The organism is Priestia sp. YIM B13486, from assembly GCF_042787865.1.
Classification (GTDB): Bacteria; Bacillota; Bacilli; order Bacillales; family Bacillaceae_H; genus Priestia; species Priestia megaterium.
Genome location: NZ_JBHZOZ010000004.1, coordinates 483,425 through 506,974 on the forward strand (window position 1 = coordinate 483,425; position 23,550 = coordinate 506,974).

The following is a 23,550-nucleotide window of genomic DNA, read 5'->3' on the forward strand; positions in this document are numbered from 1 at the left end:
AAGGAAGTCGTTTTTATTTTTTATCGGGAATTTCTACTACCACAGAACCTTTTTCGTAAATAAAAGTCAATTTTTTACCCGGGATAATCATATTTTCTAAAATATCTCGTGCAGCTTGAAGTGCAAACTCTGTCCGTTCTGCCTTTTCCTGCACTTCTTCATTTTCAGCTTGAAGATTATTTTTATCCAGCGCTCTTATTTTAGTTAATGCCTGATCTATAAAATCGTATGCTTCGTCATATATAAGCTCTATACGGTCCTTCATGTGCTCATTCATGCTCCTTTGCCCATTTTGTATTATCATAAATGAATTAGATATATTCTACAACCTAAAACTGAATAAGTTTTTACGCTTAGCTCTCACGTATTTTCTTTCATTTCTTTTTATTTATTTTAAAAGAAGAGCTGCTTTTAATAGCAAAAAAAGACCATTCAATTTATCATGAATGGTCTTTTTAGGAAAATTATACGCTGACAACAAACTCATCATCTTTTACATCAACTGTCACTTGACTATAATCTTCAATTTGCCCTGCAATTAATTCTCTGGCAATTTTTGTTTCAATATATTTTTGAATAAACCTTTTTAAAGGGCGAGCTCCGTATACCGGATCAAATCCGGAGGCTGCAATATAATTTTTTGCTTCTTCTGTTAACGTTAACGAAATATGACGATCGGATAAACGCTTTTCAAGCTGAACCAATAGCTTATCAATAATCCCTTTTACTTCATGAACAGTTAGCGGTTTGAATAAAATCGTGTCGTCTACTCGATTTAAGAATTCTGGACGAAAATGCTGTCTTAATTGAGCCATCACTTGCTCTCTGGCTTTTTCAGTAATCTCGCCTTCACTTGTTAAACCGTCTAATAAAAATTGAGAACCGATATTCGACGTCATAATAATAACTGTATTTTTAAAATCAATGACTTTTCCTTTTGAATCTGTTGCTCTTCCATCATCTAGTATTTGAAGGAGAACATTAAATACTTCGGGATGGGCTTTTTCAATTTCATCTAACAAAACGACTGAATAAGGCTTGCGTCTCACCGCTTCCGTTAGCTGACCGCCTTCTTCGTATCCTACATAGCCAGGAGGCGCTCCTATAAGCCTAGAGACCGCATGCTTTTCCATGTACTCAGACATATCAATACGAACCATTTGTTCTTCACTGTCAAATAAAGAATGTGCCAGCGTTTTGGCTAGCTCCGTTTTTCCTACTCCGGTAGGTCCTAGGAAAATAAATGACCCAATCGGACGGTTCGGATCTTTAATGCCTGCCCGTGCGCGAATCACAGCATCCGTCACTAAGGATACAGCTTCATCTTGCCCAATCACACGCTGCTGTAAAATTGACTCAAGCTTCAACAGCTTTTCTCTTTCCCCTTCAACTAGTTTTGATACCGGAATTCCCGTCCATCTTCCTACAATTTCAGCAATTTCTTCTTCTGTTACTTCTTCTCTTAACAAACGGTTTTCTTGTGCTTTTTCAGCAGCTGTTTCTTCCAGCTGTTTTAGTTCTTTTTCAAGAGCTGGAATGCGTCCGTGGCGAAGTTCAGCTGCTTTATTTAAATCATATTTCCCTTCAGCTTCTTCTAGGTCTCGCTTCGCTTTTTCAAGCTGCTCCCGGACATCTTGCACCGTTTGAATCGACTGCTTTTCTTTTTCCCACTGCAGCTTCATTGTATCTGCACGCTCTCTTAAATCAGAGACTTCTTTTCGAATTGCCTCTAACCTTGTGATGCTTGCTTGATCTGTTTCTTTACTTAATGCCGCTTCTTCAATTTCAAGCTGCATGACACGTCGTGTAACTTCATCTAATTCTGATGGCATCGAATCAATTTCTGTTCGAATAGTTGCGCATGCTTCATCAATTAAATCAATTGCTTTATCAGGTAAAAAGCGGTCTGAGATATACCGATCAGACATAACCGCTGCTGAAACAATCGCTCGGTCGTGAATATTCACCCCGTGATGAATTTCAAATCGTTCTTTTAAACCACGTAAAATAGAGATTGTATCTTCTACTGAAGGTTCTTCAACCAGCACCTGTTGAAAGCGTCTTTCAAGCGCTGGATCTTTTTCAATATACTGACGATACTCATCAAGAGTTGTAGCTCCTATACAGTGAAGTTCTCCTCTAGCAAGCATTGGTTTTAAAATATTCCCTGCATCCATCGCTCCATCCGTACGGCCTGCTCCAACGATTGTATGAAGCTCGTCAATGAATAAAAGAATTTGACCGTTGCTTTTCTTAACTTCTTGAAGAACAGCTTTTAAACGCTCTTCAAATTCTCCCCTGAATTTCGCTCCTGCTACTAAAGCTCCCATATCTAATGAAAAGATGGTTTTATCTTTTAATCCTTCAGGCACATCTCGGCGAACAATACGCTGTGCTAGACCTTCAACAATCGCTGTTTTACCAACGCCAGGTTCTCCGATCAAAACTGGATTGTTTTTTGTTTTTCGTGATAAAATGCGGATAACGCGGCGAATTTCTCCGTCTCGTCCAATGACTGGATCAATGTTGCCTGCTCGTACTTCTGCTACTAAGTCTCTTCCATATTTAGCTAACGCTTCATATGTGACTTCGGGATTTTGACTTGTAATTCGCTGATTTCCTCGAAGGCTGGTAAGCACATCTTGCAGAGCTTTTTTTGTTATACCGTGACTTGAAAATAACTTGCCATATTCACTAGAAGACGGTTCCTGTGCTAATGCTAAAAAGATGTGCTCAACTGAAACGTAATCATCTTGCAAACGAGATGCTTCTTCTTGAGCTTTAACAAACAGCTGCTGAAGTTTATTCGTAATATAAACCTTCCCTGCTTCAGCACCACTTCCTGTAACGGCTGGTTTTTTCGCAAGCAATTGATTTACCTGCTGCTGAAAAGATTGATGATCGATATGTAAATGATCTAATATGCGAGGAGCAATACCATCTTGCTGATGAATAAGCGTATAAAGCAAATGAACAATATCTACTTCCTGCTGATTTCGTTTAATAGCTTCGGACTGCGCTTCCATCACGCCTTCTTGCAATTTTTGGGTCATTTTATTTATATCCATTGAACATCCTCCTTCGATACATTTGACCTTTATTGACCTTTATTTCATTATACCCAGCAATAGGAAAACAAGTAAAGCCATTCAATTTAGAATGGCTTCTTTATTTTTTACTATTTAAGACTTACGCATGTACGTCCAGTGGCGATCATCGTTGGCCGTCTCTGGAAAACGCTCTCCTGCTTTTAATTTAACCTTTTGAGGATTATTTACGTTACTTCCTGTTTCACCAATTTCAATATACACTCCGTTATTAGGAGCTTTTTGACCCGGTGTGAAATGACGATTTTGTCCCATTGTCCTGCCTCCTCATTCCTGAAATGAAATGTTCTCCTATACTATTCCCTTAAGATTTCTGTTTCATAATGGAGATGTTTTCATATTAGGCAGAGAAAAAGAGCAGACCTTTAGATCCGCCCTTTTATATTAATGAGTAAATTTGATAGCTTGTTCGATTTCAGTTTCTCCAGCTAGCATTTCAAACGTTTTTCCTATCGTAGCTTCTTCGTTTAGACATTCTACAAGTACGGCTGCTACATCTGCTCGGGGAATCGTCTGAGATTTATCTTCAATATCATTATTGATATCAATTTTCCCAGTAGCTTGATCATTCGATAAAGTTCCTGGTCGTACAATTGTATACTGTAGATTAGACTGTTTTAAGTATTCATCCGCTATCGCTTTTGCACGCAGGTAAAGCTGTAAGCCTTCTGGTCCTTGTTCAGGTGCGTCTGTTCCCATTGAACTTAACATAACAAAGCGCTTTACACCTTGATTTTTTGCTTCATCAATGATATTTTTAGCGCCGTTTTGATCCACAGCGATTGTTTTTTCGTCTCCCGTATGTCCTCCAGACCCTGCTGCAAATATGACAGCGTCCATACCTCTTAAAGCATCTGAAACATCTTGCTCCAAGTCACCAAGCACAACGTTGGCACCCAGCTTCTTTAACGCGTCTGCTTGCTTTTCGTCGCGAATCATCGCATAAGCTTCGTGCTGCTTGCTGTTTGCAACTTTTTCTACCACTTGTTTTCCCGTTGTTCCGTTTGCTCCAACAACTAATACTTTCATCATAAATCACCTTTCGTTCTGTTTAGTATACAGTTGGTGTTCCCACAATTAATTCCCTTTAAACAAAAAACCCCTTCTGATATTCTCAGAAAGGGTTTTTCTCTTAAGCTAAAATGGCTTGCAGCAAAGCTTTTTGTACATGCATACGATTTCCAGCCTGCTGAAAAACAACAGAATTTGGTCCGTCAATAATGCTTGCTGTTACTTCTTCTTCACGATGCGCAGGCAAACAGTGCAGAAATAAATAGTCTGACTTAGCATAGGCAGCTAGTTCTTCATTTACTTGATAAGGAGCAAATATTTTCAAACGCTGCTGTGCTTCTTCTTCCTGTCCCATACTTGTCCATACGTCTGCATAAATAGCATCGGCATTTTTCACAGCTTCTACAGGATCTTTTGTAATCGTAACCTTCGCACCTGTTGTAGCAGCTATTTCATGAACATAAGCTGTGACAAAGTCTTTTGGCTCATATCCATCAGGGCATCCAATTGAAATATCTATTCCCATTTTTGCACAGGCAATCATTAACGAATGCGCTACATTATTTCCGTCTCCAACATAAGCTACTTTTAGCCCTTCAAATGATTTCTTGTGCTCGTAAATCGTTAATAAATCAGCTAGAGCCTGACAAGGATGATAATCATCTGTCAAACCATTAATAACGGGAATGGATGCGTAATCTGCAAGCTCTTCGATCTTGCTGTGTTCAAACGTACGAATCATTATAGCATCGATGAATTCAGATAGTACGCGTGCTGTATCAGCAATCGTTTCTCCGCGCCCAATCTGTAAATCCTGGCTGCTTAAAAAGAGGGCGTTTCCTCCAAGCTGCATCATTCCCGCTTCAAATGAGACTCTTGTTCTTGTTGAAGATTTTTCAAAAATGAGCCCCAGCGTTTTTCCTTTTAACGATGTTACGATTTCACCATTTTTATGCTTTTCTTTCAGCTCAATGGCGCTTTCCAAAAGTGACATAATATCGTCTGATGATAAATCTTTAAGTGTAAGCAAATCTTTTCCTTTTAAATTCGTATTTACCGATACTGTACTCATGATACTGTCACTTCCTTTTTAGTTTTTTGAAACCATTCTTGCAGTGATGAAACGTGATATTCATCGACTTGGAACGATTGGAAAAATAGCGAAGCCGTTTCTGCCTCCGTCATAACCATTAAACCGTGTTTTAATGCTGACATACGGCTTTCTTTATCTTCAGGCTGTAAACTTACATATAATAAAGCTTCTTTCGTTTTCACCCATTCACTAACTTCTTTATCTTTAACAAGAGTTAAGCCCGCGCTTTGCACAAGTTCTTCAAGGCCCTGCGCTTCTCCGTTGATATACACTTCTGCAGCACCTTTTTTACTTAACACATACTGATGGAATACTTTTTTTGCTGCTTCTTCAATCGTTGAAGAAATCGCAATTCCTTCACCAGTTGACTTCATTTCCGGTCCAACAAGTGGATCAACTCCTGATAATTTACTTGTCGAAAACACTGGAAACTTGATAGTTGTGTAAGCTGGATCCGGCAATAAACCTAGCTTTTCACTAATTTCCGACAATGATTTCCCAAGCAATATTTGAGTTGATAGCGAAACAAGCGGCGTGTTGCACACTTTGCTTACTACAGGGACTGTACGGCTGGCACGCGGATTAACTTCCAGCATGTAGACTTCATCGTTGTAAATAACATATTGGATATTCATAATCCCTTTATATTGAAGTTTGTTTACAATTTTTTGAGCGTAGCTCACCATTTTTTCTTTATGTGCTGCTTCTACTGTTTTTGCTGGTAAAAGCGCATAGCTGTCTCCTGAATGAACGCCGGCTTTTTCAATATGTTCAACGATTGTCGGAATCAACACATCTTTTCCGTCTGCTACCACATCAACTTCTGCTTCTTTTCCAGGGAAGTAAGCATCAATAAGCATTGGGAAATGAGACGCTTTAATAGCCGGTAAACAAGACTGAAGCTCCGTTTCGTTTTGAATTGTCAGCATTCCTTTTCCGCCAATCACGTAAGAAGGACGAATGAGTAATGGGAATCCCGTATCTTTTGCTTTTTGTACAAGTTCTTTCGCGTCTTTCGCCATTTCACCTGGAATATGAGGAATATCGCAGTCGTCTAAGAGCTTATAAAACAGGTCACGATCTTCAAGTGCATCAATGACATCATTTGTAATACCTAATAAATTAACGCCAGCTTCTTCTAGACCTTTAACAAGCGAAATAGCCGTTTGACCTCCGTATTGAACAATTACATCCGTCACATTTTCAGCATCAAGAACATTTAATACGTCTTCTACTGTTACAGGTTCGAAATATAAGCGATCTGCTACTTCAAAATCCGTACTTACCGTTTCTGGATTATTGTTAATTAAAATCGTTTCGTATCCTTCTTTTTCAAGAGCTAGCACACCGTGTACAGAGCTGTAGTCGAACTCTACTCCTTGCCCGATACGAATTGGTCCAGAACCGATAATCGCAACTTTTTTATTCGTTGATGGTTCAATCTCACTTTCCCCGTAGTAACTAGAGTAGAAATAAGCCGTTGAAGATTCAAATTCCGCTGCACATGTATCCACCATTTTATAGCTTGGCGTAATATGTAGTGCTTTACGTTTCGCTCTTACGTCAAGCTCCGGCACATTCCATACGTTTGCTAGATACGCATCTGTAAAACCATGCTCCTTTACTTGTTTAAAGTGTTCAGCTGTAATCGAATCAAAACGCACTTCTTTTAAAGAGGCTTCCATTTTAATCAGCTGTGCAAAGTGTGTTAAATAGAAATAATCAATTTGTGTTACTTCATGGATATACTCAGGCGTTGTGCCTCGGCGTAAAAGCTCAAGGATAACAAAAATACGCTCATCGCTTTGTTCGCCCAGCTTGCTTTTTAATTCATCTGTTGAAAGTTCTTGCAGTTCTTCTACTTCTAATCCTTGTAAGTCAATTTCTAAAGAAGATAATGCCTTTTGGAAGCTACGTGTAAAGTTACGGTCAATAGCCATTACTTCTCCAGTTGCTTTCATTTGGGTGCCAAGCGTTCTTTCAGCGTAGAAAAACTTGTCAAACGGCCATCTTGGAAATTTTACTACTACATAGTCAAGAGCAGGTTCAAAGCTTGCATACGTGTCTCCCGTCACAGGATTTAATAACTCATGAAGCGTGTAGCCTACCGATAGCTTTGCAGCAATTTTGGCAATCGGATAGCCAGTTGCTTTTGATGCAAGAGCAGACGAACGGCTCACACGCGGATTTACTTCAATTAGATAATACTGCTTGCTTTTTGGATCAAGCGCAAACTGGATGTTGCAACCTCCAATAATGCCAAGCGATGAAATAATTTTAACTGAAGCAGAGCGAAGCATTTGATATTCCACGTCTGTTAACGTTTGAGAAGGAGCAACGACTACCGAATCTCCAGTATGAACGCCTACGGGATCAATGTTTTCCATATTACAAATGGTGATGCACGTATTGTTTACGTCGCGCATAACCTCGTACTCAACCTCTTTAAATCCAGCGATGCTTTTTTCAATTAAGCATTGAGTAATAGCACTTTCACGTAAACCTGACGCTGAAAGCTTTTCAAGCTCTTCCATAGAATGAGCAATTCCTCCGCCCGTTCCGCCTAACGTATAAGCAGGACGTACAATAACAGGAAAACCAATTTTCTTGGCAAAAGCTAACGCTTCTTCTACTTTTGTAACAACTTCACTTTCCGGCACCGGTTCATTCAGTTCATTCATCAATGCGCGGAACTCTTCACGGCTTTCACCTTTTTTAATTGATTCAATCGGCGTTCCTAAAAGTTTCACATCATATTTTGGCAAAATGTTTTGTTCATGAAGCTCAAGGGCTAAGTTTAAACCCGTCTGTCCGCCTAATGTGGCTAACAAACCATCGGGCTTTTCTTTTGCAATAATTTTCTCTACGCAGTCTACTGTTAATGGTTCAAAGTAGATTCGATCTGCTACGTGAGTGTCCGTCATAATTGTAGCTGGATTATTATTGATTAAGATAACTTCATAACCTTCTTCTTTTAATGACAAGCATGCCTGAGTTCCTGAATAATCAAATTCTGCTGCTTGCCCGATTACGATTGGTCCTGATCCGATTACTAAAATCTTTTTTAACGTTTGGTCTTTAGGCATATACTTTTCCGCTCCCTACTTGCTGTACTTTCGTCATAAATTCATCAAAGATATACGTGCTGTCACTTGGTCCAGGGTGTGCTTCTGGATGATATTGAACCGACATAACAGGAAGGTCTTTATGCATTAAACCTTCAACCGATCCGTCATTCACATTTTTAAATCGAACGTTTAATGGCGTAGACGTAATCGTCTGTTCGTCTACGACATAGCTGTGATTTTGAGAAGTCATACACACTTTGTTAGTCGTTAAATCAATTACAGGCTGATTAGCTCCTCGGTGACCGAACGTCAGCTTTTTGGTTTGCGCCCCAAAAGCGAGCCCAATTAACTGATGTCCAAAGCAAATTCCCAAAGTTGGATACGATGAAATAATTTCTTTTAATTCATCCAGCTGACTGCTCACTTGAGTTGGATCTCCAGGTCCGTTTGATAAGACAATGCCATCCGGCTGCAGCTCTTTTACTTTTGAAGAGCTTGTAGAATAAGGAACAACTGTTACTTTGCACTCTCGATTTAACAGCTCTTGTAAAATTGATTTTTTATACCCAAAGTCCATTAATACAACGTGTTTTTCACCGTTTCCGTAAGTAACAGGCTCTTTTGTTGATACTTCTTTTACTACATATCCATCGCATTCAGCAGTAAATGCTGGCGATTCAGCAGATGTCGAAAAGGCAGATTGCATCGTACCTTCTTTTCGAATTCGTTTTACGACCGCTCTCGTATCCACATGTGTAATAAGCGGAATGTTCCATTTCTTTAAATATTGTTTAAAGCTGTACATCGCTTCGTAATGGAACCCTTCATCTGAACATTCGTATACGACAACGCCTGCTACGTGAGGCTTTTTGCTTTCATAATCTTTTTCATTGATACCATAGTTCCCAATCAAAGGGTACGTAAAGACGATAATTTGATCTTTGTAAGATGGATCAGTCACAACTTCTTGATAACCAGTCATTCCAGTAAAGAAAACAATTTCTCCTTCTGCCTGGTGCGTTGCTGTATGTTCAATGTGTCCGGCGAACGAATCGCCGTTTGCTAAGTGTAAATATCCGTTCATTGTGCATCCCTCTTCGAATAATTATTTATAAAACAGAATTTTTATACAAACATATTCAAAAAAATTTGTATTATGAAGTAATTTTTGTTTGGCTAAACGCTTCTTCAATGATATGAATAGCTTGGTCCAACTCTTTTTTTGTTACAGTTAAAGGCGGCAGCAATCGTACTACATGCGGTCCTGCTCCCAGTGCTAGCAATCCTTTTTCACGCATAGCTGCAAGCAATGCTGACTGATGTTCCCCGCATTCAATTCCAATCATAAAACCTTTTCCGCGAACATCGGTTACAAATGAATAAGCTGCTAAGCTATTTTTCAAAGCATTGGTAAAATAAAGGCTTTTTTCTGTAACCTCTGCCAAAAATGCTTCATTAAAAATAATGTTTAAGGTTGCTTTGGCTGAAGCTAGTGCAATTGGGTTTCCTCCAAAGGTTGTTCCGTGAGTACCAGGTCCAAATGCTTCTTTGAGATATTCTTTTCCAATCATCGCACCAACTGGCATTCCGCTTCCTAATCCTTTAGCTGCTGTAATAATATCTGGTGAAACGTTAAAATGCTGATAAGCAAATGGTTTTCCTGTTCTGCCGATTCCAGTTTGCACTTCATCGACTATAAACAGTGCTTCGTGCTTTTTACACAGCTCTTGAATGGTTAATAAAAATGCTTCGGTTCCTGGAACCACTCCGCCTTCTCCTTGAATGACTTCAACCATAATGGCTGCTACGCTGTCGTCCATTTCTTGTTTTAATGCTTCTTCATCATTGTATGGCACGTAAACAAACTCATTAACAAGAGGACCGAAGCCATCATGAATTTTTGCCTGCCCTGTAGCTGTCATTGTAGCAAATGTACGTCCATGAAATGATTTTGTAAACGTAATAATTTTGTGTTTTTGTGTATACTTACGCGCTAATTTAATCGCCGCTTCGTTGGCTTCTGCACCGCTGTTACAGAAAAATACTGCATCACCGTTTGAGTGTTCCACAAGCTTACCTGCTACGTCTTCTTGAATCGATTGATGAAATAAATTTGACACGTGCCACACTTTATTTAACTGCTCTTCGACCGCTTTTTGAACATCAGGATGACGATGACCTACGTTACAAACAGCGATACCTGAAATAAAATCTAAATACTCATTTCCTATGTTATCTATTAATTTTGTTCCTTGCGCCTCTTCCACATGGATATCAAACCGTTGATATGTTGGAAACAATGAACTCATCGCTATCTTCCCCACCTTTTCCACTATATTTAATTGCTGTACCAATCAGCTTCCCTTCCTTATCTAAAAATCCATCAGTTCCGCTAATAATATGAACTTCTTCAAGCAAAGGAGATAACGCATTTACCGCTGATGTTACTTTCGGAATCATTCCGCCGTAAATTACTTTTTCTTCAATAAGTGCATCAATCTCTGACTTTGTAAGCTCAGGAAGCAATGCTCCATCCTTTAACACACCTTTTACATCCGTTACAAACATCAGCTTTTCAGCATTTACTGCTTGTGCAACGGCTCCGGCTGCCACGTCAGCATTAATATTATAGCTATTACCTTCTTCATCTGCTCCAATGGAAGAAACAACTGGAATATACTGACTGTCAGTTAGTTGTTTTAATAATGTATCGTTTACGCCTTTTACTTCTCCAACGTAACCTAGACGTTCCACATCAATTGCCTCTGCTTTAAGCAATAATCCATCAATTCCTGATAGTCCTACCGCTTTTAAGTTCGCTTTTTGTAGATCTTTTACAAGCTGCTTATTAACCTTGCCTGCTAATACCATCGTCACAACTTCTAATGCTTCTTTGGACGTTTTTCGAAGCCCATCTACAAATTCCGTTTCAATGTGAAGTTTGGTAAGCGTATCTTGAATATCAGGTCCGCCTCCGTGCACAACAATGATCTGATATCCATTTGCTTTTAGCTGCTGAATGCTTTCAAAAAAAGCGCTTGTTAACTGGTTGACAATGCTGCCTCCGCATTTTACAACGACGATTTTTTCATTGCTCATTTCACTCTCTCCTTACGTTCGATAACTGGCATTGATTTTGACATAATCGTAAGTCAAATCGCAGCCCCACGCTTTGCCGATCCCACTTCCCTGCTGTAAGTCCACATAGACTTCGACCGTATCATTTTCTAAATAAGCCTTTGCTTCTTCTTCACTAAATGAAACAGGCTGACTGTTTTCTAACATCTGGATATTGCCTAACGAAACATTCACTGTTTCTGGATTAAGCGCTACTCCGCTGTATCCAACTGAACAAATAATTCGTCCCCAATTAGCATCGGCTCCATACATGGCCGTTTTCACTAGGTTCGAGCCCACAATTTGTTTAGCAATCACATTTGCTTCTTCGTTTGTATGAGCACCAGATACGTTTACTTCAATTAGTTTTGTTGCTCCTTCACCGTCGCGTGCAATTTGTTTGGCTAAATCTTCACACGTCAAGCGCAGTGCTTCATAAAACGAATTCCATTCAGGATGATCTGGTGTAAGCGACTGATGATCAGCTTTTCCATTTGCTAAAACAACAACCATATCGTTGGTGGACGTATCACCATCCACTGTAATTTGATTAAAGCTTTTATTTGTAATAGAACTTAGCGCATCTTGTAGCACTGAAGCTTCAACCTTAGCATCTGTTGTGATAAAGCTAAGCATCGTAGCCATATTTGGGTGAATCATGCCTGATCCTTTCGCTGTGCCTCCAATGGTAACTACTTTGCCGTCAATTTTTGTTTCATAGCAAGCTGACTTCATCACTGTATCTGTTGTTAAAATAGCCGTTTGAAATTCTTCTGCTTTTTCTTTGTTCGATGAAGGACTTAATAACCCAATACCTTTAACAATTTTTTTCATATCTAGAAGCTCTCCAATTACGCCTGTAGAAGCTACCGCTACATGATGAGGTAGGATATTAAGCTTTTCTGCACATGTATTTCGCATTTGGTATGCATCTTTTAATCCTTGTTCTCCAGTACATGCATTTGCACATGCGCTGTTCACAACGATCGCTTGCAGCTTCTGATCCACCGCTACACTTTCTTTTGTAACAGCTAAAGGCGCTGCTTGAAAGGCATTAAGCGTGTAAACAGCTGCGCAATTAGCTGGCACGTCGCTTACAATAACTCCTAAATCTTTTTTAGCATAACGTAAACCAGCGTGAACGCCATCTGCTGAAAACCCTAGCGGCGTTACAATTGTACCGTTCTCTATTTTCTTTATCTTTTCTTTCGTTTGTTTAACCGTAATCACTATACGTTCCCTCCTGCTTTTATCGTGATTAGTGATGCTGTGTCTTTATGGGAAGACAGGCAGTAGCCCGATACCCGCTTGCTGTTCAAACCCCATCATGATATTGGCATTTTGAATGGCCTGACCGGCTGCCCCTTTAACTAAGTTATCAATGACAGAAACAATCGTGACACGCTTTGTTCGTTCGTCAAATGTAACACCGATATCGCAATAATTTGATGCACTTACTTCTTTAGTAGACGGAAATTCACCAGCTTTTCGAACGCGAACGAACGGGGAGTTTTGATATGTATCTACATATAGCTGATGAAGCTCTTGTACTGAGCTTTCTTTAGAAAGTTCAGCGTATATTGTACTCATAATCCCTCGCGTCATTGGAACTAAGTGCGTATTGAACGTAACGTGGCCAATTTCTTCATCCCACTTTTCTAAAATAGATTCGATTTCTGGGATATGCTGATGTTGATTAACTTTGTATATTTTCATATTTTCATTGATTTCAGCATAATGAGCCATTTGCGAAAGACCGCGTCCTGCTCCTGAGATCCCGGACTTTGCATCAATGATAATAGAGTTTGATTTTACCATTTGTTTACTAACGAGGGGAGCTAGCCCAAGCAGTGTAGCTGTTGGATAACAACCCGGGTTCGCAACGAACGTACTGCGTTCGACTTCGTTTGCAAACCATTCTGATAATCCATACACAGACTGCTGTAAAAATGCTTCAGCTGCAGCAGGCTTTTTGTACCATTTTTCATAAAGCGCTTCTGTTTTTAATCTAAAATCTCCAGATAGATCTACCACTTTTATTCCTTCTTCTATTAATTGAGGTACAAGTTTGCTAGAAACACCGGACGGAGTTGCTGTAAACACTAAATCTAATTCTTCAGCCATCTTCTTAGGGTTTATATCTTGCAGCGTATATACAGTATTAGAAAGGTGAGGATAAACTTCTGCTAGTTCCATCCCATCCTGAGAGGATGAATAAACTGCATAAACATGAAAATGTGGGTGATTCGCTAACAAACGAATCAGTTCTACTCCTCCATACCCTGTTGCTCCAACAATTCCTACCTTGTATTCTTTCATTTTAAAACTCCTTTTTCCACGTATCTATTTGAATTATTTATCATTATAATACCGTATAAAAATAAAATCAAATGAATATTTAAAAAATCCAATACTTTATTCTATATTTTTAAACATTTTTATTTATTCATAAGTTTTTATTTTTATAACTAACTTTCTATTTTTGTTTAGAAATTGTTCACAGATGTTTTTGGAAAACACTGGTTGTTTTTGTGTATAATAAGAATATCGATAAAAATCATCCGTATGATATTTTTTATACGGCCAGTGGACGTACAGCATATACAGACTGTTCTAACTTAATAGATTAATAAGTAGCAGTCGCAAAAATTTTAATTAAAAGGTGATAACATGATGAACATCACAACGGATTCTTTTTCAAATGAGCTGCAGCAATTTTTTATGAACTTTGATCATAAACTTTCGTTTAAAAAAGGTGACTTTCTCTTTCAAGAAGGTTCACCTTCAACTCATTTATTTTTTATTACGTCAGGGGCCGTGCAAGTAGGTAAAGTGACGCCGGAAGGACGCGAGCTGACGCTTCAGCTGGCGAGTTCCGGAGACTTAATCGGGGAAGTCATGCTGTTTTGCGGATCTACTCCCCATATGCTTCAAGCAAAAGCTATTGAACCTTGTACGGCAATCAGTATTCAAAAACGGGTGTTAGAAAACGAACTAGCACAATACCCTGCTCTTTCTATGGAGTACATGAAGTGGATGGGACTACAAATTAAGCGAATGCAGACAAAATTTAGAGACTTAATTCTAAATGGAAAAAAAGGTGCTCTTTATTCTACTCTGATACGCATGTCTAATAGCTTTGGAGTAATGAAGCCAAATGGTATTTTATTAAACGTAACGTTAACCAATCAAGAAATCGCCAATCTATGCGGGACATCTCGAGAAGTAGTCAATCGCATGCTCGCTGAGTTGCGAAAAAACGAAGTGATTTCAATGGCAGATGGAAAAATCATCATTCATAAGCTTTCTTTTTTAAAGAAAGAAATAGACTGTGAGGACTGCCCTGTGGAATTGTGCAGAATTGAATAAGAAAAAAAGCCATCGTTGATGGCTTTTTTCTTATTGAACACCTAATGCAATTTTAGCGTAGCGCGTCATGCGATCTTTATCCCATGGCGGATTAAATGTGATATTCACTTCTACATTTTCTACTTCTTCAAGCGAAATTAATTGTTTTTTCACTTGTTCGCCAATCACACCAGCCAGCGGGCAGCCGATAGAAGTTAACGTCATCGTCACGATAACAGTGTTGTTTTCTTCCATTTCTACACCGTACACTAAGCCTAAATTTACGATATCAACGCCAAGCTCTGGATCAATTACTTCCTCTAGTGATTCCATGATTTTATCTTCTAACTGTTTATCCATATTCATTCTCCTTTCTTTTACTTCCGTAATTATCTTCACGTATTAAATATACCCTTAAACAATTTATCGTAAGCAATCAATAACTATGTCTTACACCGTAACAAGACAGCTTTTGCATGTCAATCGTTCTGCTTTGCTCCTAAGGAAAAGTTGTGTAAAATATGGGAATACAAGCATGAGTATTAGTAGAATTCAATATAATCGTATAACTACTTCAATTTAAAAGGAGCCCTATATGAGAAACGATCAACACTTAATCGCCTTAGATCTGGATGGAACATTGTTAACGAATGAAAAAACCATTTCACCTACAACGAAACGGGTATTAGAAAAAGCAAAACAAGAAGGACATATTGTAATGATTGCAACTGGTAGACCTTATCGTTCCAGTGCTATGTATTACAGCGAATTAGATTTATCCACGCCTATCGTAAACTTTAACGGAGCGCTTGTCCATCACCCCCTTCAGCCTGATTTCGGCACGCATCACGAACCTTTAAACCGCCGCACTGTCCATGACATTGTGACAGCTATGCAAGACTATCGCATCAACAATATCATGGCAGAAGTACAAGATGATGTGTATCTTCATTTTGAAGATCGAAAATTAATGGATGTACTTAGCCTAGGGGATCCTAAATTACAAACGGGTGATTTGCGTCATACGCTGCAGCACGATCCAACGTCTATTTTAATTCACGCAGATGAAGAACATGTACAAGATATACGCTCTCACCTTTCAGATGTTCATGCAGAAGTACTAGAACATAGACGCTGGGGAGCACCTTGGCATGTCGTTGAAATTGTAAAAAAAGGACTTAATAAAGCTGTAGGTCTTGAGCGCGTAGCTAATCATTATCAAATTCCACGCGAACGAATTATTGCGTTTGGAGATGAAGACAATGATTTTGAAATGATTAAATTTGCAGGACACGGTATCGCTATGGAAAATGGCATTAACGAATTAAAACAGCTAGCGCGTGAAGTAACAAAATCGAATGAAAATGATGGTATTGCTTATTATTTGGAAAAAACGTTAAATTTATAACTTAGCTTTTTTTGAAAAGCAAGGTAAATTTTTATCGCTATCATTTTTTTTATTTAGCACACACTATAACCGACACTTCTTAAGGTGTCGGTTTTATTTATATTACGAGGAGGAATTTATGATGGGCAGAGGCAATCGATCAAAACGTTTTGTGAAACAAGGTGCAGACGCAGTTCAAAAACATGATGAACGAATTCCTTATCATATGACTATGGCAGAGGCAGAAGCATTTCAAGCTCAGCAGCGCCAAACTCCTCATGGAGGACAGTAACTTATGAAAAATTCACTTTTTGGTCAAGTAAAAGATGCGATTCGAAATGCAGTATCCGGCCATTCAGAAGATCAGCTTCACCGTCAAAAGCACAGCAATGGTGAGCTTGATATTTCAGAAGGCGTATTAAATAGTATTGCTTCTAACGCTTCTCCTGAGGAGCAAGAGCAGCTGAAGCAATTCCAAAACTCATTGCATCAAGCGTATGATACAGATGGAGAATCACATTCACAAGAGAAAAGCGCAGACATTACGTCTGATACGCTGTCTCATATCGTTCAGAATGCTTCTTCCGAAGAGAAGGCACAGCTTGAACAGCTTCAAAACACTTTAGAAGGCGGGCAGTCTCACGCTCACGGTAAAGCTCACACGTCCAGTGAAAGTGTGGCAGCTGATATATTATCTCATGCACAGCAAAATGCTTCTCCTGAAGAAAAGAGCCAGCTTGAACAGCTTCAAAGCACTTTAGAGGGCGGGCAGTCTCACGCTCATGGTGAAGCTCACACGTCTAGTGAAAACGTAGCAGCTGATATGCTGTCTCATGCACAGCAAAGCGCTTCTCCTGAAGAACAAGCTCAGCTTCAGCAGCTTCAGAATACATTGGGAGCTGCTGGTCAAAATCATCAAACGTCTCAGGCTCATACGTCTGCAGCTTCTGATGAAAACATTGCAGCTGATATGCTGTCTCATGCGCAGCAAAATGCTTCTCCTGAAGAACAAGCTCAGCTTCAAGAGCTTTCTAATGACTTAAAAGGCACACATTAATACAAAGAGTCCAGGTAATGAATACCTGGACCTTTTTTAATCCTTGCGAAACAAACCAAAGATTCCCGTTGTCTGAACGATATTGGTAAATGCTTTAGGATCTACCTCTTTAATCACTCGCTCCAAGTCAAATAATTCGTATCTAGTCAAAACAATCATCAGCATTTCTTTATCTTCGTTTGTAAAGCCGCCTTTAGCCGGTACCGCCGTAATCCCTCGCACAAGTTTGGCGTGAATCGCCTTTCTTAGCTCCACTCCTTTTTTCGTTACGATCATTGCTGTGAGTTTGACATGACGCGTATGAATAACATCAATGACGCGAGTAGTTGTATAAAGCGTCACAAGCGTATAGAGTGACTTCTCAGCACCATATAAAAGACCTGCTAGCACGATAATAATTGCGTTTAATATGAACATATAAGTGCCAATTGGTCGGTCCTTTACTCGAGATAAAATCAGGGCAATAATATCGAGCCCACCAGTTGAAGCTCCAAATTTCAACGTAATTCCTACCCCTACCGCTAAAATAACGCCTCCAAAAACTGCGTTAAGGATGATGTCTTTAGAAAGTGCTTGAATAGGAATAATTCCAAGAAACAAAGTTGTTGCAGCAACGCTGATAAAGCTGTAAACAGTAAATGACTTCCCAACTTTTTTCCACCCTAAAATAGTTACAGGAATATTTAACAACAACAGCAGCACTCCAGTGGAAATAGTAAAAGGGGTGTAATCTGTCACGATACTCGAAACAAGCTGCGCTACTCCTGTAAAGCCGCTCGAATATACATTAGCAGGTATCAAAAACAAGTTGAGCGCAAGCGCATTCAATAATGCTCCTACCAAGACGACTATCGCTTTTTTTGTTTCAAGCCACATATTCAAATGACCGACCTCCGCTTTTTTAAAACTTCTTACTCTCCTATACCCATTTATAACCTATACCCATTTATAAAATGAATAAAGTCAGCATCTTTAAAATAGTTAGTACATATAGTATGTACGATTTGGCAGAATTAAAAAAACTTATTCAAAAATTGTATTTTCCTCAAAGTGCTTATACACTAATACTATGTCGTATATAACGCTTCTCAATGTTTATACATCAAATTCATTTAATATTTTATAAATGCAATTAGGAAGGTGACATTTATGTCAATTAAACTTTTAACCGATAGTGCAAGCGATTTGCCTTTATCCTTTTTTCAAGAAAATAACGTTGGCTTTTTACCACTTCGCGTAAGCCTGGATAATCAAGAATTTTTAGATCTACAAACGATTGAGCCAGCTTCTGTCTACGAAGCCATCCGTAAAGGCAAGATGCCAAAAACATCTCAAGCGGCTCCAACTACTATGTATGAAGTCTTTGAAGACATAGCTAAATCAGGTGATTCGTGCGTTTATTTAGCTTTTTCTTCAGAATTATCCGGTACATATCAAACAGCAATGATGATTCGAGAAGAACTCCTAGAAAAGTATCCCGATTTTCAATTAGAGATAATCGATACGAAATGTGCATCTCTTGGCCAGGGAGTAGTTACTTATTATGCAGCACAATTACTACAACAAAACCTCTCACTAGTAGAGATGACAGAAAAAATAAAGCAATACGCGCTGCATATGGAACATATTTTTACGGTCAATGACTTAGATTTTCTTGCTCAAGGAGGACGCGTGAGCAAAGCTTCTGCTTTTGTAGGAGGTCTGCTTAATATTAAGCCGCTGCTTCATGTGGAAGATGGAAAATTGATTCCAATCGAAAAAATCCGCGGCCGTAAAAAAGTATTTAAGCGCATGCTTGATGTAATGGAAGAGCGAGGAAAAAACCTCTCTTCTCAAACCATTGGAATTAGCCATGGAGATGATTTAGAAACAGCTCTTCAGCTGAAAGAGATGATTCAAGAACGTTTTGGAACCAAACATTTTATTATTAATATTATTGGTGCAGCCATAGGTTCTCACTCTGGCCCAGGGACGATTGCAGTCTTCTTTTTGAATGAAACCATCGAATAATTTAAAGAGGTCAGGGCATTCTAAAGATACGACCAAAAAGGGGTGTATCACAATGCCAAAAACGAGCGATAACGATAAAAAAGCAAAAGATAATAACGCAAAGCTTCACGAAAAGAATCTGCAAGCTAAGCATAACCGTGAGCTTGGAAAACATTCATTTTCTAAAAAAACTGATCACTTATAAAAAGAAGCCGCTGAATTTTCAGCGGCTTCTCCTTTTAGTTTTCTTCTTTTTTAAAATATGTCCATCCTTCTTCTTGATAAACTTTTCCTTCTTTCATCAGTTTACCAAGCGCACGTTTGAACGCAGCTTTACTCATATTAAAGCGCTCGCGAATATCTTCCGGATAGCTTTTATCCCAAAATGGCATAACGCCACCGCGGCTTTCCATGTAATCGTATAGTACTTGTGCATCTTCATCCATGCTTTCTTGCTTGCGCGGAAGAAGCGATACGTTTAGCGTTCCGTCTTCTTTTACATTAATTACGCGGCCTGTTACATACGTACCAAGCTTTGGTTCTTTGCGTCTCTCGCTTTCATGAATAAATCCAACATATCCTTCATCTGTCATAATAAATGAACCTACACGCAGTACGCGATAGATGTATCCGCTCACTTCACGATTAAAAAGTTCGGGCGGAGCATCTAATGCCATTGCTTTCATCACATCGTCTGTAGCAATTTTTCCGTACATCTTACCGCGCTTTGAAATCTTCATTGTACAGTAAACCTTGTTTCCGACTTCTGGCCACAGATCTTCTAGGGCAGGTAAGTCTGTTGAACCAATTAACATATCTTTGTTCATGCCGATATTTACAAACACGCCCAAACCTGGATTAACATCTACGACCTCGACCCACTCATAAACACCTTCTTCAACAAGAGGTAAGTGCATCGTTGCCGTTAAACGGTCATGCTGATCAAGATATAGAAAAACTTCTACTTCTTCTCCTTCAGCAAGTTCTCTTGTTGTTTCATTTTTATGTAGCAAAATTTCTTCTTCACCTTCTGCTAACATATAACCAATCGGCGTTTCCCGGTTTACTGTTAAATACGCTTTCATCCCAGCTTCTACATTCATCGTTCTATCCATCCTTTATATAAATTAGTAGTGATTATTCCGTCACCACATACCTTCTCACTTTGCATCGAACAGCATTTTAACTTTCAAATCAACTTAAATGCATGCATTGTTTAAAAAAGCTGCTTCTATAGCTTACAACAAAAAGCATAACTTGTATTGTATCAATTACCGGCTCTCTATTCAATATCAGTTGTATACAGTTTGTGTTTTATTTATAATAAAAGAACAAACTCTTTACATATGGAGGTTATTATGGCTAAAGATAGTTCATTTGACATTGTGTCACAAGTCGATTTATCAGAAGTAACAAACGGCATTACCATGGCAACAAAAGAAATTAAAACCCGCTACGATTTTAAAGGCAGTAAAAGCGAAATCTCGCTTGAAAACGAAGAGCTTGTTCTTATTTCTGATGATGAATTTAAGCTTGAACAGTTAAAAGACGTACTGATCTCCAAGCTTATTAAACGCGGCGTACCTACACGCAATATCTCATATGGAAAAATTGAGAACGCCTCTGGAGGAACGGTTAGACAACGCGCCAAGCTAATTCAAGGTATCGACAAAGACAACGCTAAAAAGCTAAATACAATTATTAAAAATACCGGTTTAAAAGTAAAAAGCCAGATTCAAGATGATCAGCTTCGCGTAAGCGGTAAAAATCGTGATGACCTGCAGCAAATTATTTCAGCTATTCGCAGCGCTGATTTACCTATTGACGTACAATTTATTAATTACCGCTAAAAAAATGGATGCTCCGGCATTCATTTTTTCTTTTAAAGCCTTTTTTTATTCGTTCAGGCTTATTCCTATGCATAGATACACTTTCTTAACAAATACTAGTATACGCTTACATACTCATATTAATTAAGGAGTGTATACCAATGAATCAAAATCAAAAACAAAACTTCCCTCCTCAGCATCAGCAAACTCAGCCAGGTATTGAGAAAGATATGCATCCAATCCCTACCTCTATCGCTCCAGACTATAAGGCAAGCGGAAAATTACAGAACAAAGTAGCTGTTATCACCGGAGGAGACAGCGGTATCGGACGTTCTGTCGCTTATCATTACGCTAAAGAAGGCGCAAATGTTGTCATAACCTACCTTAATGAACACGATGATGCAAATGAAACCAAAAAACAAGTTGAACGAATGGAAGCTTCTTGTTTATTGCTTGCTGGCGATATAGGAGATGAGCATTTTTGTCAAGAAGTCGTCTCAAAGGCGATTCAGACTTTCGGAAAAATAGACATCTTAGTCAATAATGCAGCTGAACAGCATCCTCAAAAAAGTATTACGGATATTACGACTGAACAGCTTACTCGTACGTTTCAAACGAATATTTTTTCAATTTTTCATCTGACCAAAGCTGCATTGCCTCATTTAAAACAAGGAAGCGCTATCATTAATACAACGTCTGTGACAGCTTACCATGGGCATGATCAGCTGATTGATTACTCTTCAACCAAAGGTGCTATCGTTGCTTTTACACGTTCTTTATCAGCTTCGCTCGCAACAAAAGGCATTCGCGTAAACGGCGTAGCTCCGGGACCCATTTGGACACCTCTTATTCCGTCTACGTTCGACGAACAGCAAGTTGCGACATTTGGGTCTAATACACCTATGAAACGGGCAGGACAGCCTTCTGAGCTCGGACCGGCCTATGTATACTTGGCAAGCTCTGATTCTTCTTATATGTCCGGGCAAGTTCTGCACATTAATGGGGGATCTATTGTAAACGGATAACATTTCTCTTCGGTCATTCATTTATTTTTATGTGGAAACACTATCAGAATTCAGCTATTTTTGTTTAAATAGAGATATGAACACCGCTAAAGGAGAGTATTTGAATGACCGATACATTAAGCACTCTTAAACATATATACGAAACCATTTTAAATAAAGTCGATGCCGGTATCCATGCGGTCGATGAAACAGGAAAAACTATTATTTATAATGAAAAGATGACAAAGATGGAGCTGATGGATGAACAAGACGTTTTACATAAAAACTTGTTAGATGTGTTTATGTTCAAAGAAAATCAGCAAAGCACGCTTGTACAGGCGCTGCAAAAAGGAAAAGAAACGGTTAACGTCAAGCAAACGTATTTCAACAATCAAGGACAAGAAATTACGACGATTAATAATACCTTCCCTATTTTAAAAGACGGGGTCATTCAAGGAGCGGTTGAAATTGCTCAGGACGTGACGAAACTAGAGCGTCTAATCCGGCAAAACATTAGGCAAAAAGGAAACACACGCTTTACGTTTGATAGCATCATTGGAAACAGTCAAGCTGTTCATGATGTGATTGAAGACGCCAAGCGCGCTACTAGAACTCCTTCTTATGTCTTAATCATTGGAGAAACAGGCACGGGAAAAGAACTGTTTGCTCAAAGCATACATAATGGCAGCAGCCGCTCTTCTGCTCCTTTTATTTCACAAAACTGTGCTGCGCTACCGGATAATTTAATTGAAAGCCTTTTGTTCGGTACGAAGCGCGGAGCTTTTACAGGTGCAATGGATAATCCTGGCCTTTTCGAACAAGCGCAAGGAGGCACATTACTGCTAGATGAAATCAACTCGTTAAACCCAAATCTTCAGGCTAAGCTTCTTCGAGTGCTGCAGGAAAAAACCGTACGAAGAATTGGGGATACAGTGGACAAACCGGTTAACGTTCGAGTGATCGCGAACATGAATGAAGATCCAATCGATGCAATTGCAGAAAACCGATTACGCAAAGACTTATATTATCGACTTGGCGTCGTGACGCTTTTTATTCCTCCTCTTCGTGAACGAAAAGAAGATATTATTGAATTAACAAAGTTTTTCATCAAAAAATACAATGATTTATTTCAGATGAATGTAAAAACCGTAGATCACCAAGTTATGTCTTCTTTTCTCTCTTATGACTGGCCAGGGAACGTACGGGAATTAGAACACATTATTGAAGGTGCAATGAACTTAGTAATGGACGAAGATGTTATTCACTATTCTCACCTTCCTTTCCAATACAGAACGAAGTTCCAGCTAAAGCAGCATGAACATTTTGAAAATAAAGCAAGCAGTGAGGCACCTTCTTATCCAAGCGCTTTTCACCCTTCTCTTCCTTTAAAGGAACAGCTGTTAGCGTTCGAAGCAGAATGTATTAAACAAACGCTTGAACAACACAGCCACAACATCTCAAAAAGTGCTAAGATACTAGGGCTGACTAGACAAAGCTTGCAGTATCGTATGAAACGATTAAACATCCGCTCTAAATAAAA

Annotated in this window: 23 protein-coding genes; 9 read left to right on the forward strand and 14 right to left on the reverse strand. The window is 39.0% G+C overall.

Features of this window, described 5'->3' with window-relative positions; all coding sequences use genetic code 11:
- Window positions 1-13: 13 nt before the first annotated feature.
- The 11 genes from ACFX4G_RS14395 to argC all read right to left on the reverse strand — a co-directional run bounded on the left by ACFX4G_RS14395 (window position 14) and on the right by argC (window position 13,715).
- The gene (locus ACFX4G_RS14395) at window positions 14-265 is read right to left on the reverse strand and encodes a hypothetical protein (RefSeq protein WP_377575381.1); all 252 of its coding nucleotides are present in this window, start codon (window positions 263-265) and stop codon (window positions 14-16) included.
- Between the two features lie 199 nt (window positions 266-464).
- A complete protein-coding gene (clpB, locus tag ACFX4G_RS14400) occupies window positions 465-3,068 on the reverse strand; it encodes an ATP-dependent chaperone ClpB (RefSeq protein ID WP_230183562.1) in 2,604 nt (867 codons plus the stop codon).
- 114 nt (window positions 3,069-3,182) lie between these two features.
- Window positions 3,183-3,362: a YjzC family protein gene (locus ACFX4G_RS14405; protein ID WP_377575386.1), complete on the reverse strand. Its 180-nt coding sequence runs from the start codon at window positions 3,360-3,362 to the stop codon at window positions 3,183-3,185.
- Window positions 3,363-3,491: 129 nt separating this feature from the next.
- Complete coding sequence (locus ACFX4G_RS14410) at window positions 3,492-4,136, reverse strand: SDR family oxidoreductase (RefSeq protein WP_097824328.1); 645 nt, start codon at window positions 4,134-4,136, stop codon at window positions 3,492-3,494.
- A 103-nt stretch (window positions 4,137-4,239) separates the two neighbouring features.
- Window positions 4,240-5,190, reverse strand: a complete 951-nt coding sequence (argF, locus tag ACFX4G_RS14415; RefSeq protein WP_013081737.1) for an ornithine carbamoyltransferase — start codon at window positions 5,188-5,190, stop codon at window positions 4,240-4,242.
- Window positions 5,187-8,297, reverse strand: a complete 3,111-nt coding sequence (locus ACFX4G_RS14420; protein WP_237074505.1) for a carbamoyl-phosphate synthase (glutamine-hydrolyzing) large subunit — start codon at window positions 8,295-8,297, stop codon at window positions 5,187-5,189. Before ACFX4G_RS14420 ends, argF begins: the two co-directional genes overlap by 4 nt.
- Window positions 8,290-9,363, reverse strand: coding sequence for a carbamoyl phosphate synthase small subunit (locus ACFX4G_RS14425; RefSeq protein ID WP_377575388.1), 1,074 nt, complete (start codon window positions 9,361-9,363; stop codon window positions 8,290-8,292). The genes ACFX4G_RS14420 and ACFX4G_RS14425 overlap by 8 nt, the downstream gene beginning before the upstream one ends.
- 70 nt (window positions 9,364-9,433) lie before the next feature.
- Window positions 9,434-10,588, reverse strand: coding sequence for an acetylornithine transaminase (locus tag ACFX4G_RS14430; RefSeq protein WP_097824330.1), 1,155 nt, complete (start codon window positions 10,586-10,588; stop codon window positions 9,434-9,436).
- Window positions 10,554-11,378, reverse strand: coding sequence for an acetylglutamate kinase (argB, locus tag ACFX4G_RS14435; protein ID WP_097824331.1), 825 nt, complete (start codon window positions 11,376-11,378; stop codon window positions 10,554-10,556). The genes ACFX4G_RS14430 and argB overlap by 35 nt, the downstream gene beginning before the upstream one ends.
- Window positions 11,379-11,390: 12 nt before the next feature.
- The gene (gene argJ, locus ACFX4G_RS14440; RefSeq protein ID WP_377575392.1) at window positions 11,391-12,626 is read right to left on the reverse strand and encodes a bifunctional ornithine acetyltransferase/N-acetylglutamate synthase; all 1,236 of its coding nucleotides are present in this window, start codon (window positions 12,624-12,626) and stop codon (window positions 11,391-11,393) included.
- Between the two features lie 45 nt (window positions 12,627-12,671).
- On the reverse strand, window positions 12,672-13,715 hold the full coding sequence (argC, locus tag ACFX4G_RS14445) for an N-acetyl-gamma-glutamyl-phosphate reductase (RefSeq protein ID WP_097824333.1): 1,044 nt from the start codon (window positions 13,713-13,715) through the stop codon (window positions 12,672-12,674).
- 351 nt (window positions 13,716-14,066) lie between these two features.
- Here argC and ACFX4G_RS14450 point away from each other — a divergent pair, with 351 nt between their 5' ends.
- Window positions 14,067-14,765, forward strand: coding sequence for a Crp/Fnr family transcriptional regulator (locus ACFX4G_RS14450; protein WP_097824334.1), 699 nt, complete (start codon window positions 14,067-14,069; stop codon window positions 14,763-14,765).
- Window positions 14,766-14,795: 30 nt separating this feature from the next.
- Here ACFX4G_RS14450 and ACFX4G_RS14455 read toward each other — a convergent pair whose 3' ends face one another.
- Window positions 14,796-15,104, reverse strand: a complete 309-nt coding sequence (locus ACFX4G_RS14455; protein WP_013055384.1) for a metal-sulfur cluster assembly factor — start codon at window positions 15,102-15,104, stop codon at window positions 14,796-14,798.
- A 235-nt stretch (window positions 15,105-15,339) separates the two neighbouring features.
- On the opposite strand from ACFX4G_RS14455, the gene ACFX4G_RS14460 reads away from it, so the two are divergent.
- The 3 genes from ACFX4G_RS14460 to ACFX4G_RS14470 all read left to right on the forward strand — a co-directional run bounded on the left by ACFX4G_RS14460 (window position 15,340) and on the right by ACFX4G_RS14470 (window position 17,188).
- On the forward strand, window positions 15,340-16,152 hold the full coding sequence (locus ACFX4G_RS14460) for a Cof-type HAD-IIB family hydrolase (protein WP_050691042.1): 813 nt from the start codon (window positions 15,340-15,342) through the stop codon (window positions 16,150-16,152).
- A gap of 121 nt (window positions 16,153-16,273) precedes the next feature.
- Complete coding sequence (locus ACFX4G_RS14465; RefSeq protein ID WP_013081728.1) at window positions 16,274-16,423, forward strand: hypothetical protein; 150 nt, start codon at window positions 16,274-16,276, stop codon at window positions 16,421-16,423.
- A 3-nt stretch (window positions 16,424-16,426) separates the two neighbouring features.
- A complete protein-coding gene (locus ACFX4G_RS14470) occupies window positions 16,427-17,188 on the forward strand; it encodes a DUF3813 family protein (RefSeq protein WP_165575570.1) in 762 nt (253 codons plus the stop codon).
- A gap of 36 nt (window positions 17,189-17,224) precedes the next feature.
- Here ACFX4G_RS14470 and ACFX4G_RS14475 read toward each other — a convergent pair whose 3' ends face one another.
- Window positions 17,225-18,064: a YitT family protein gene (locus tag ACFX4G_RS14475; RefSeq protein ID WP_025749916.1), complete on the reverse strand. Its 840-nt coding sequence runs from the start codon at window positions 18,062-18,064 to the stop codon at window positions 17,225-17,227.
- A 273-nt stretch (window positions 18,065-18,337) separates the two neighbouring features.
- On the opposite strand from ACFX4G_RS14475, the gene ACFX4G_RS14480 reads away from it, so the two are divergent.
- The gene (locus ACFX4G_RS14480; protein WP_043980523.1) at window positions 18,338-19,198 is read left to right on the forward strand and encodes a DegV family protein; all 861 of its coding nucleotides are present in this window, start codon (window positions 18,338-18,340) and stop codon (window positions 19,196-19,198) included.
- A 52-nt stretch (window positions 19,199-19,250) separates the two neighbouring features.
- Entirely contained in the window at window positions 19,251-19,382 is a 132-nt protein-coding gene (locus ACFX4G_RS14485) for a DUF3941 domain-containing protein (protein ID WP_013055378.1), read from the forward strand.
- Window positions 19,383-19,416: 34 nt separating this feature from the next.
- Here the strand turns inward: ACFX4G_RS14485 and ACFX4G_RS14490 are convergent, their stop codons facing one another.
- Window positions 19,417-20,280 carry a CvfB family protein gene (locus ACFX4G_RS14490; protein WP_013055377.1) on the reverse strand — a complete coding sequence of 288 codons (864 nt, stop codon included), beginning with the start codon at window positions 20,278-20,280 and terminating at the stop codon, window positions 19,417-19,419.
- A 255-nt stretch (window positions 20,281-20,535) separates the two neighbouring features.
- Here ACFX4G_RS14490 and ACFX4G_RS14495 point away from each other — a divergent pair, with 255 nt between their 5' ends.
- The 3 genes from ACFX4G_RS14495 to ACFX4G_RS14505 all read left to right on the forward strand — a co-directional run bounded on the left by ACFX4G_RS14495 (window position 20,536) and on the right by ACFX4G_RS14505 (window position 23,548).
- The gene (locus ACFX4G_RS14495) at window positions 20,536-21,027 is read left to right on the forward strand and encodes a YajQ family cyclic di-GMP-binding protein (RefSeq protein WP_013055376.1); all 492 of its coding nucleotides are present in this window, start codon (window positions 20,536-20,538) and stop codon (window positions 21,025-21,027) included.
- A 140-nt stretch (window positions 21,028-21,167) separates the two neighbouring features.
- The gene (locus ACFX4G_RS14500) at window positions 21,168-22,031 is read left to right on the forward strand and encodes an SDR family oxidoreductase (protein ID WP_016763019.1); all 864 of its coding nucleotides are present in this window, start codon (window positions 21,168-21,170) and stop codon (window positions 22,029-22,031) included.
- 104 nt (window positions 22,032-22,135) lie between these two features.
- Window positions 22,136-23,548: a sigma-54 interaction domain-containing protein gene (locus tag ACFX4G_RS14505; RefSeq protein ID WP_097824338.1), complete on the forward strand. Its 1,413-nt coding sequence runs from the start codon at window positions 22,136-22,138 to the stop codon at window positions 23,546-23,548.
- Window positions 23,549-23,550: the final 2 nt, after the last annotated feature.

What these genes read in the sequence shown, in the direction of transcription:
- ACFX4G_RS14470 (WP_165575570.1), top strand. Translation starts at nt 16,427, where the DNA reads ATGAAAAATTCACTTTTTGGTCAAGTAAAAGATGCGATTCGAAATGCA.
- ACFX4G_RS14505 (WP_097824338.1), top strand. Translation starts at nt 22,136, where the DNA reads ATGACCGATACATTAAGCACTCTTAAACATATATACGAAACCATTTTA.
- ACFX4G_RS14405 (WP_377575386.1), bottom strand. Translation starts at nt 3,362, where the DNA reads ATGGGACAAAATCGTCATTTCACACCGGGTCAAAAAGCTCCTAATAAC.
- ACFX4G_RS14410 (WP_097824328.1), bottom strand. Translation starts at nt 4,136, where the DNA reads ATGAAAGTATTAGTTGTTGGAGCAAACGGAACAACGGGAAAACAAGTG.
- ACFX4G_RS14475 (WP_025749916.1), bottom strand. Translation starts at nt 18,064, where the DNA reads ATGTGGCTTGAAACAAAAAAAGCGATAGTCGTCTTGGTAGGAGCATTA.
- ACFX4G_RS14430 (WP_097824330.1), bottom strand. Translation starts at nt 10,588, where the DNA reads ATGAGTTCATTGTTTCCAACATATCAACGGTTTGATATCCATGTGGAA.
- ACFX4G_RS14395 (WP_377575381.1), bottom strand. Translation starts at nt 265, where the DNA reads ATGAAGGACCGTATAGAGCTTATATATGACGAAGCATACGATTTTATA.
- ACFX4G_RS14460 (WP_050691042.1), top strand. Translation starts at nt 15,340, where the DNA reads ATGAGAAACGATCAACACTTAATCGCCTTAGATCTGGATGGAACATTG.
- ACFX4G_RS14480 (WP_043980523.1), top strand. Translation starts at nt 18,338, where the DNA reads ATGTCAATTAAACTTTTAACCGATAGTGCAAGCGATTTGCCTTTATCC.
- argB (WP_097824331.1), bottom strand. Translation starts at nt 11,378, where the DNA reads ATGAGCAATGAAAAAATCGTCGTTGTAAAATGCGGAGGCAGCATTGTC.
- ACFX4G_RS14450 (WP_097824334.1), top strand. Translation starts at nt 14,067, where the DNA reads ATGATGAACATCACAACGGATTCTTTTTCAAATGAGCTGCAGCAATTT.
- argF (WP_013081737.1), bottom strand. Translation starts at nt 5,190, where the DNA reads ATGAGTACAGTATCGGTAAATACGAATTTAAAAGGAAAAGATTTGCTT.
- clpB (WP_230183562.1), bottom strand. Translation starts at nt 3,068, where the DNA reads ATGGATATAAATAAAATGACCCAAAAATTGCAAGAAGGCGTGATGGAA.
- ACFX4G_RS14465 (WP_013081728.1), top strand. Translation starts at nt 16,274, where the DNA reads ATGGGCAGAGGCAATCGATCAAAACGTTTTGTGAAACAAGGTGCAGAC.
- ACFX4G_RS14420 (WP_237074505.1), bottom strand. Translation starts at nt 8,297, where the DNA reads ATGCCTAAAGACCAAACGTTAAAAAAGATTTTAGTAATCGGATCAGGA.
- ACFX4G_RS14490 (WP_013055377.1), bottom strand. Translation starts at nt 20,280, where the DNA reads ATGAATGTAGAAGCTGGGATGAAAGCGTATTTAACAGTAAACCGGGAA.
- ACFX4G_RS14495 (WP_013055376.1), top strand. Translation starts at nt 20,536, where the DNA reads ATGGCTAAAGATAGTTCATTTGACATTGTGTCACAAGTCGATTTATCA.
- argC (WP_097824333.1), bottom strand. Translation starts at nt 13,715, where the DNA reads ATGAAAGAATACAAGGTAGGAATTGTTGGAGCAACAGGGTATGGAGGA.
- ACFX4G_RS14425 (WP_377575388.1), bottom strand. Translation starts at nt 9,363, where the DNA reads ATGAACGGATATTTACACTTAGCAAACGGCGATTCGTTCGCCGGACAC.
- ACFX4G_RS14485 (WP_013055378.1), top strand. Translation starts at nt 19,251, where the DNA reads ATGCCAAAAACGAGCGATAACGATAAAAAAGCAAAAGATAATAACGCA.
- ACFX4G_RS14500 (WP_016763019.1), top strand. Translation starts at nt 21,168, where the DNA reads ATGAATCAAAATCAAAAACAAAACTTCCCTCCTCAGCATCAGCAAACT.
- ACFX4G_RS14455 (WP_013055384.1), bottom strand. Translation starts at nt 15,104, where the DNA reads ATGGATAAACAGTTAGAAGATAAAATCATGGAATCACTAGAGGAAGTA.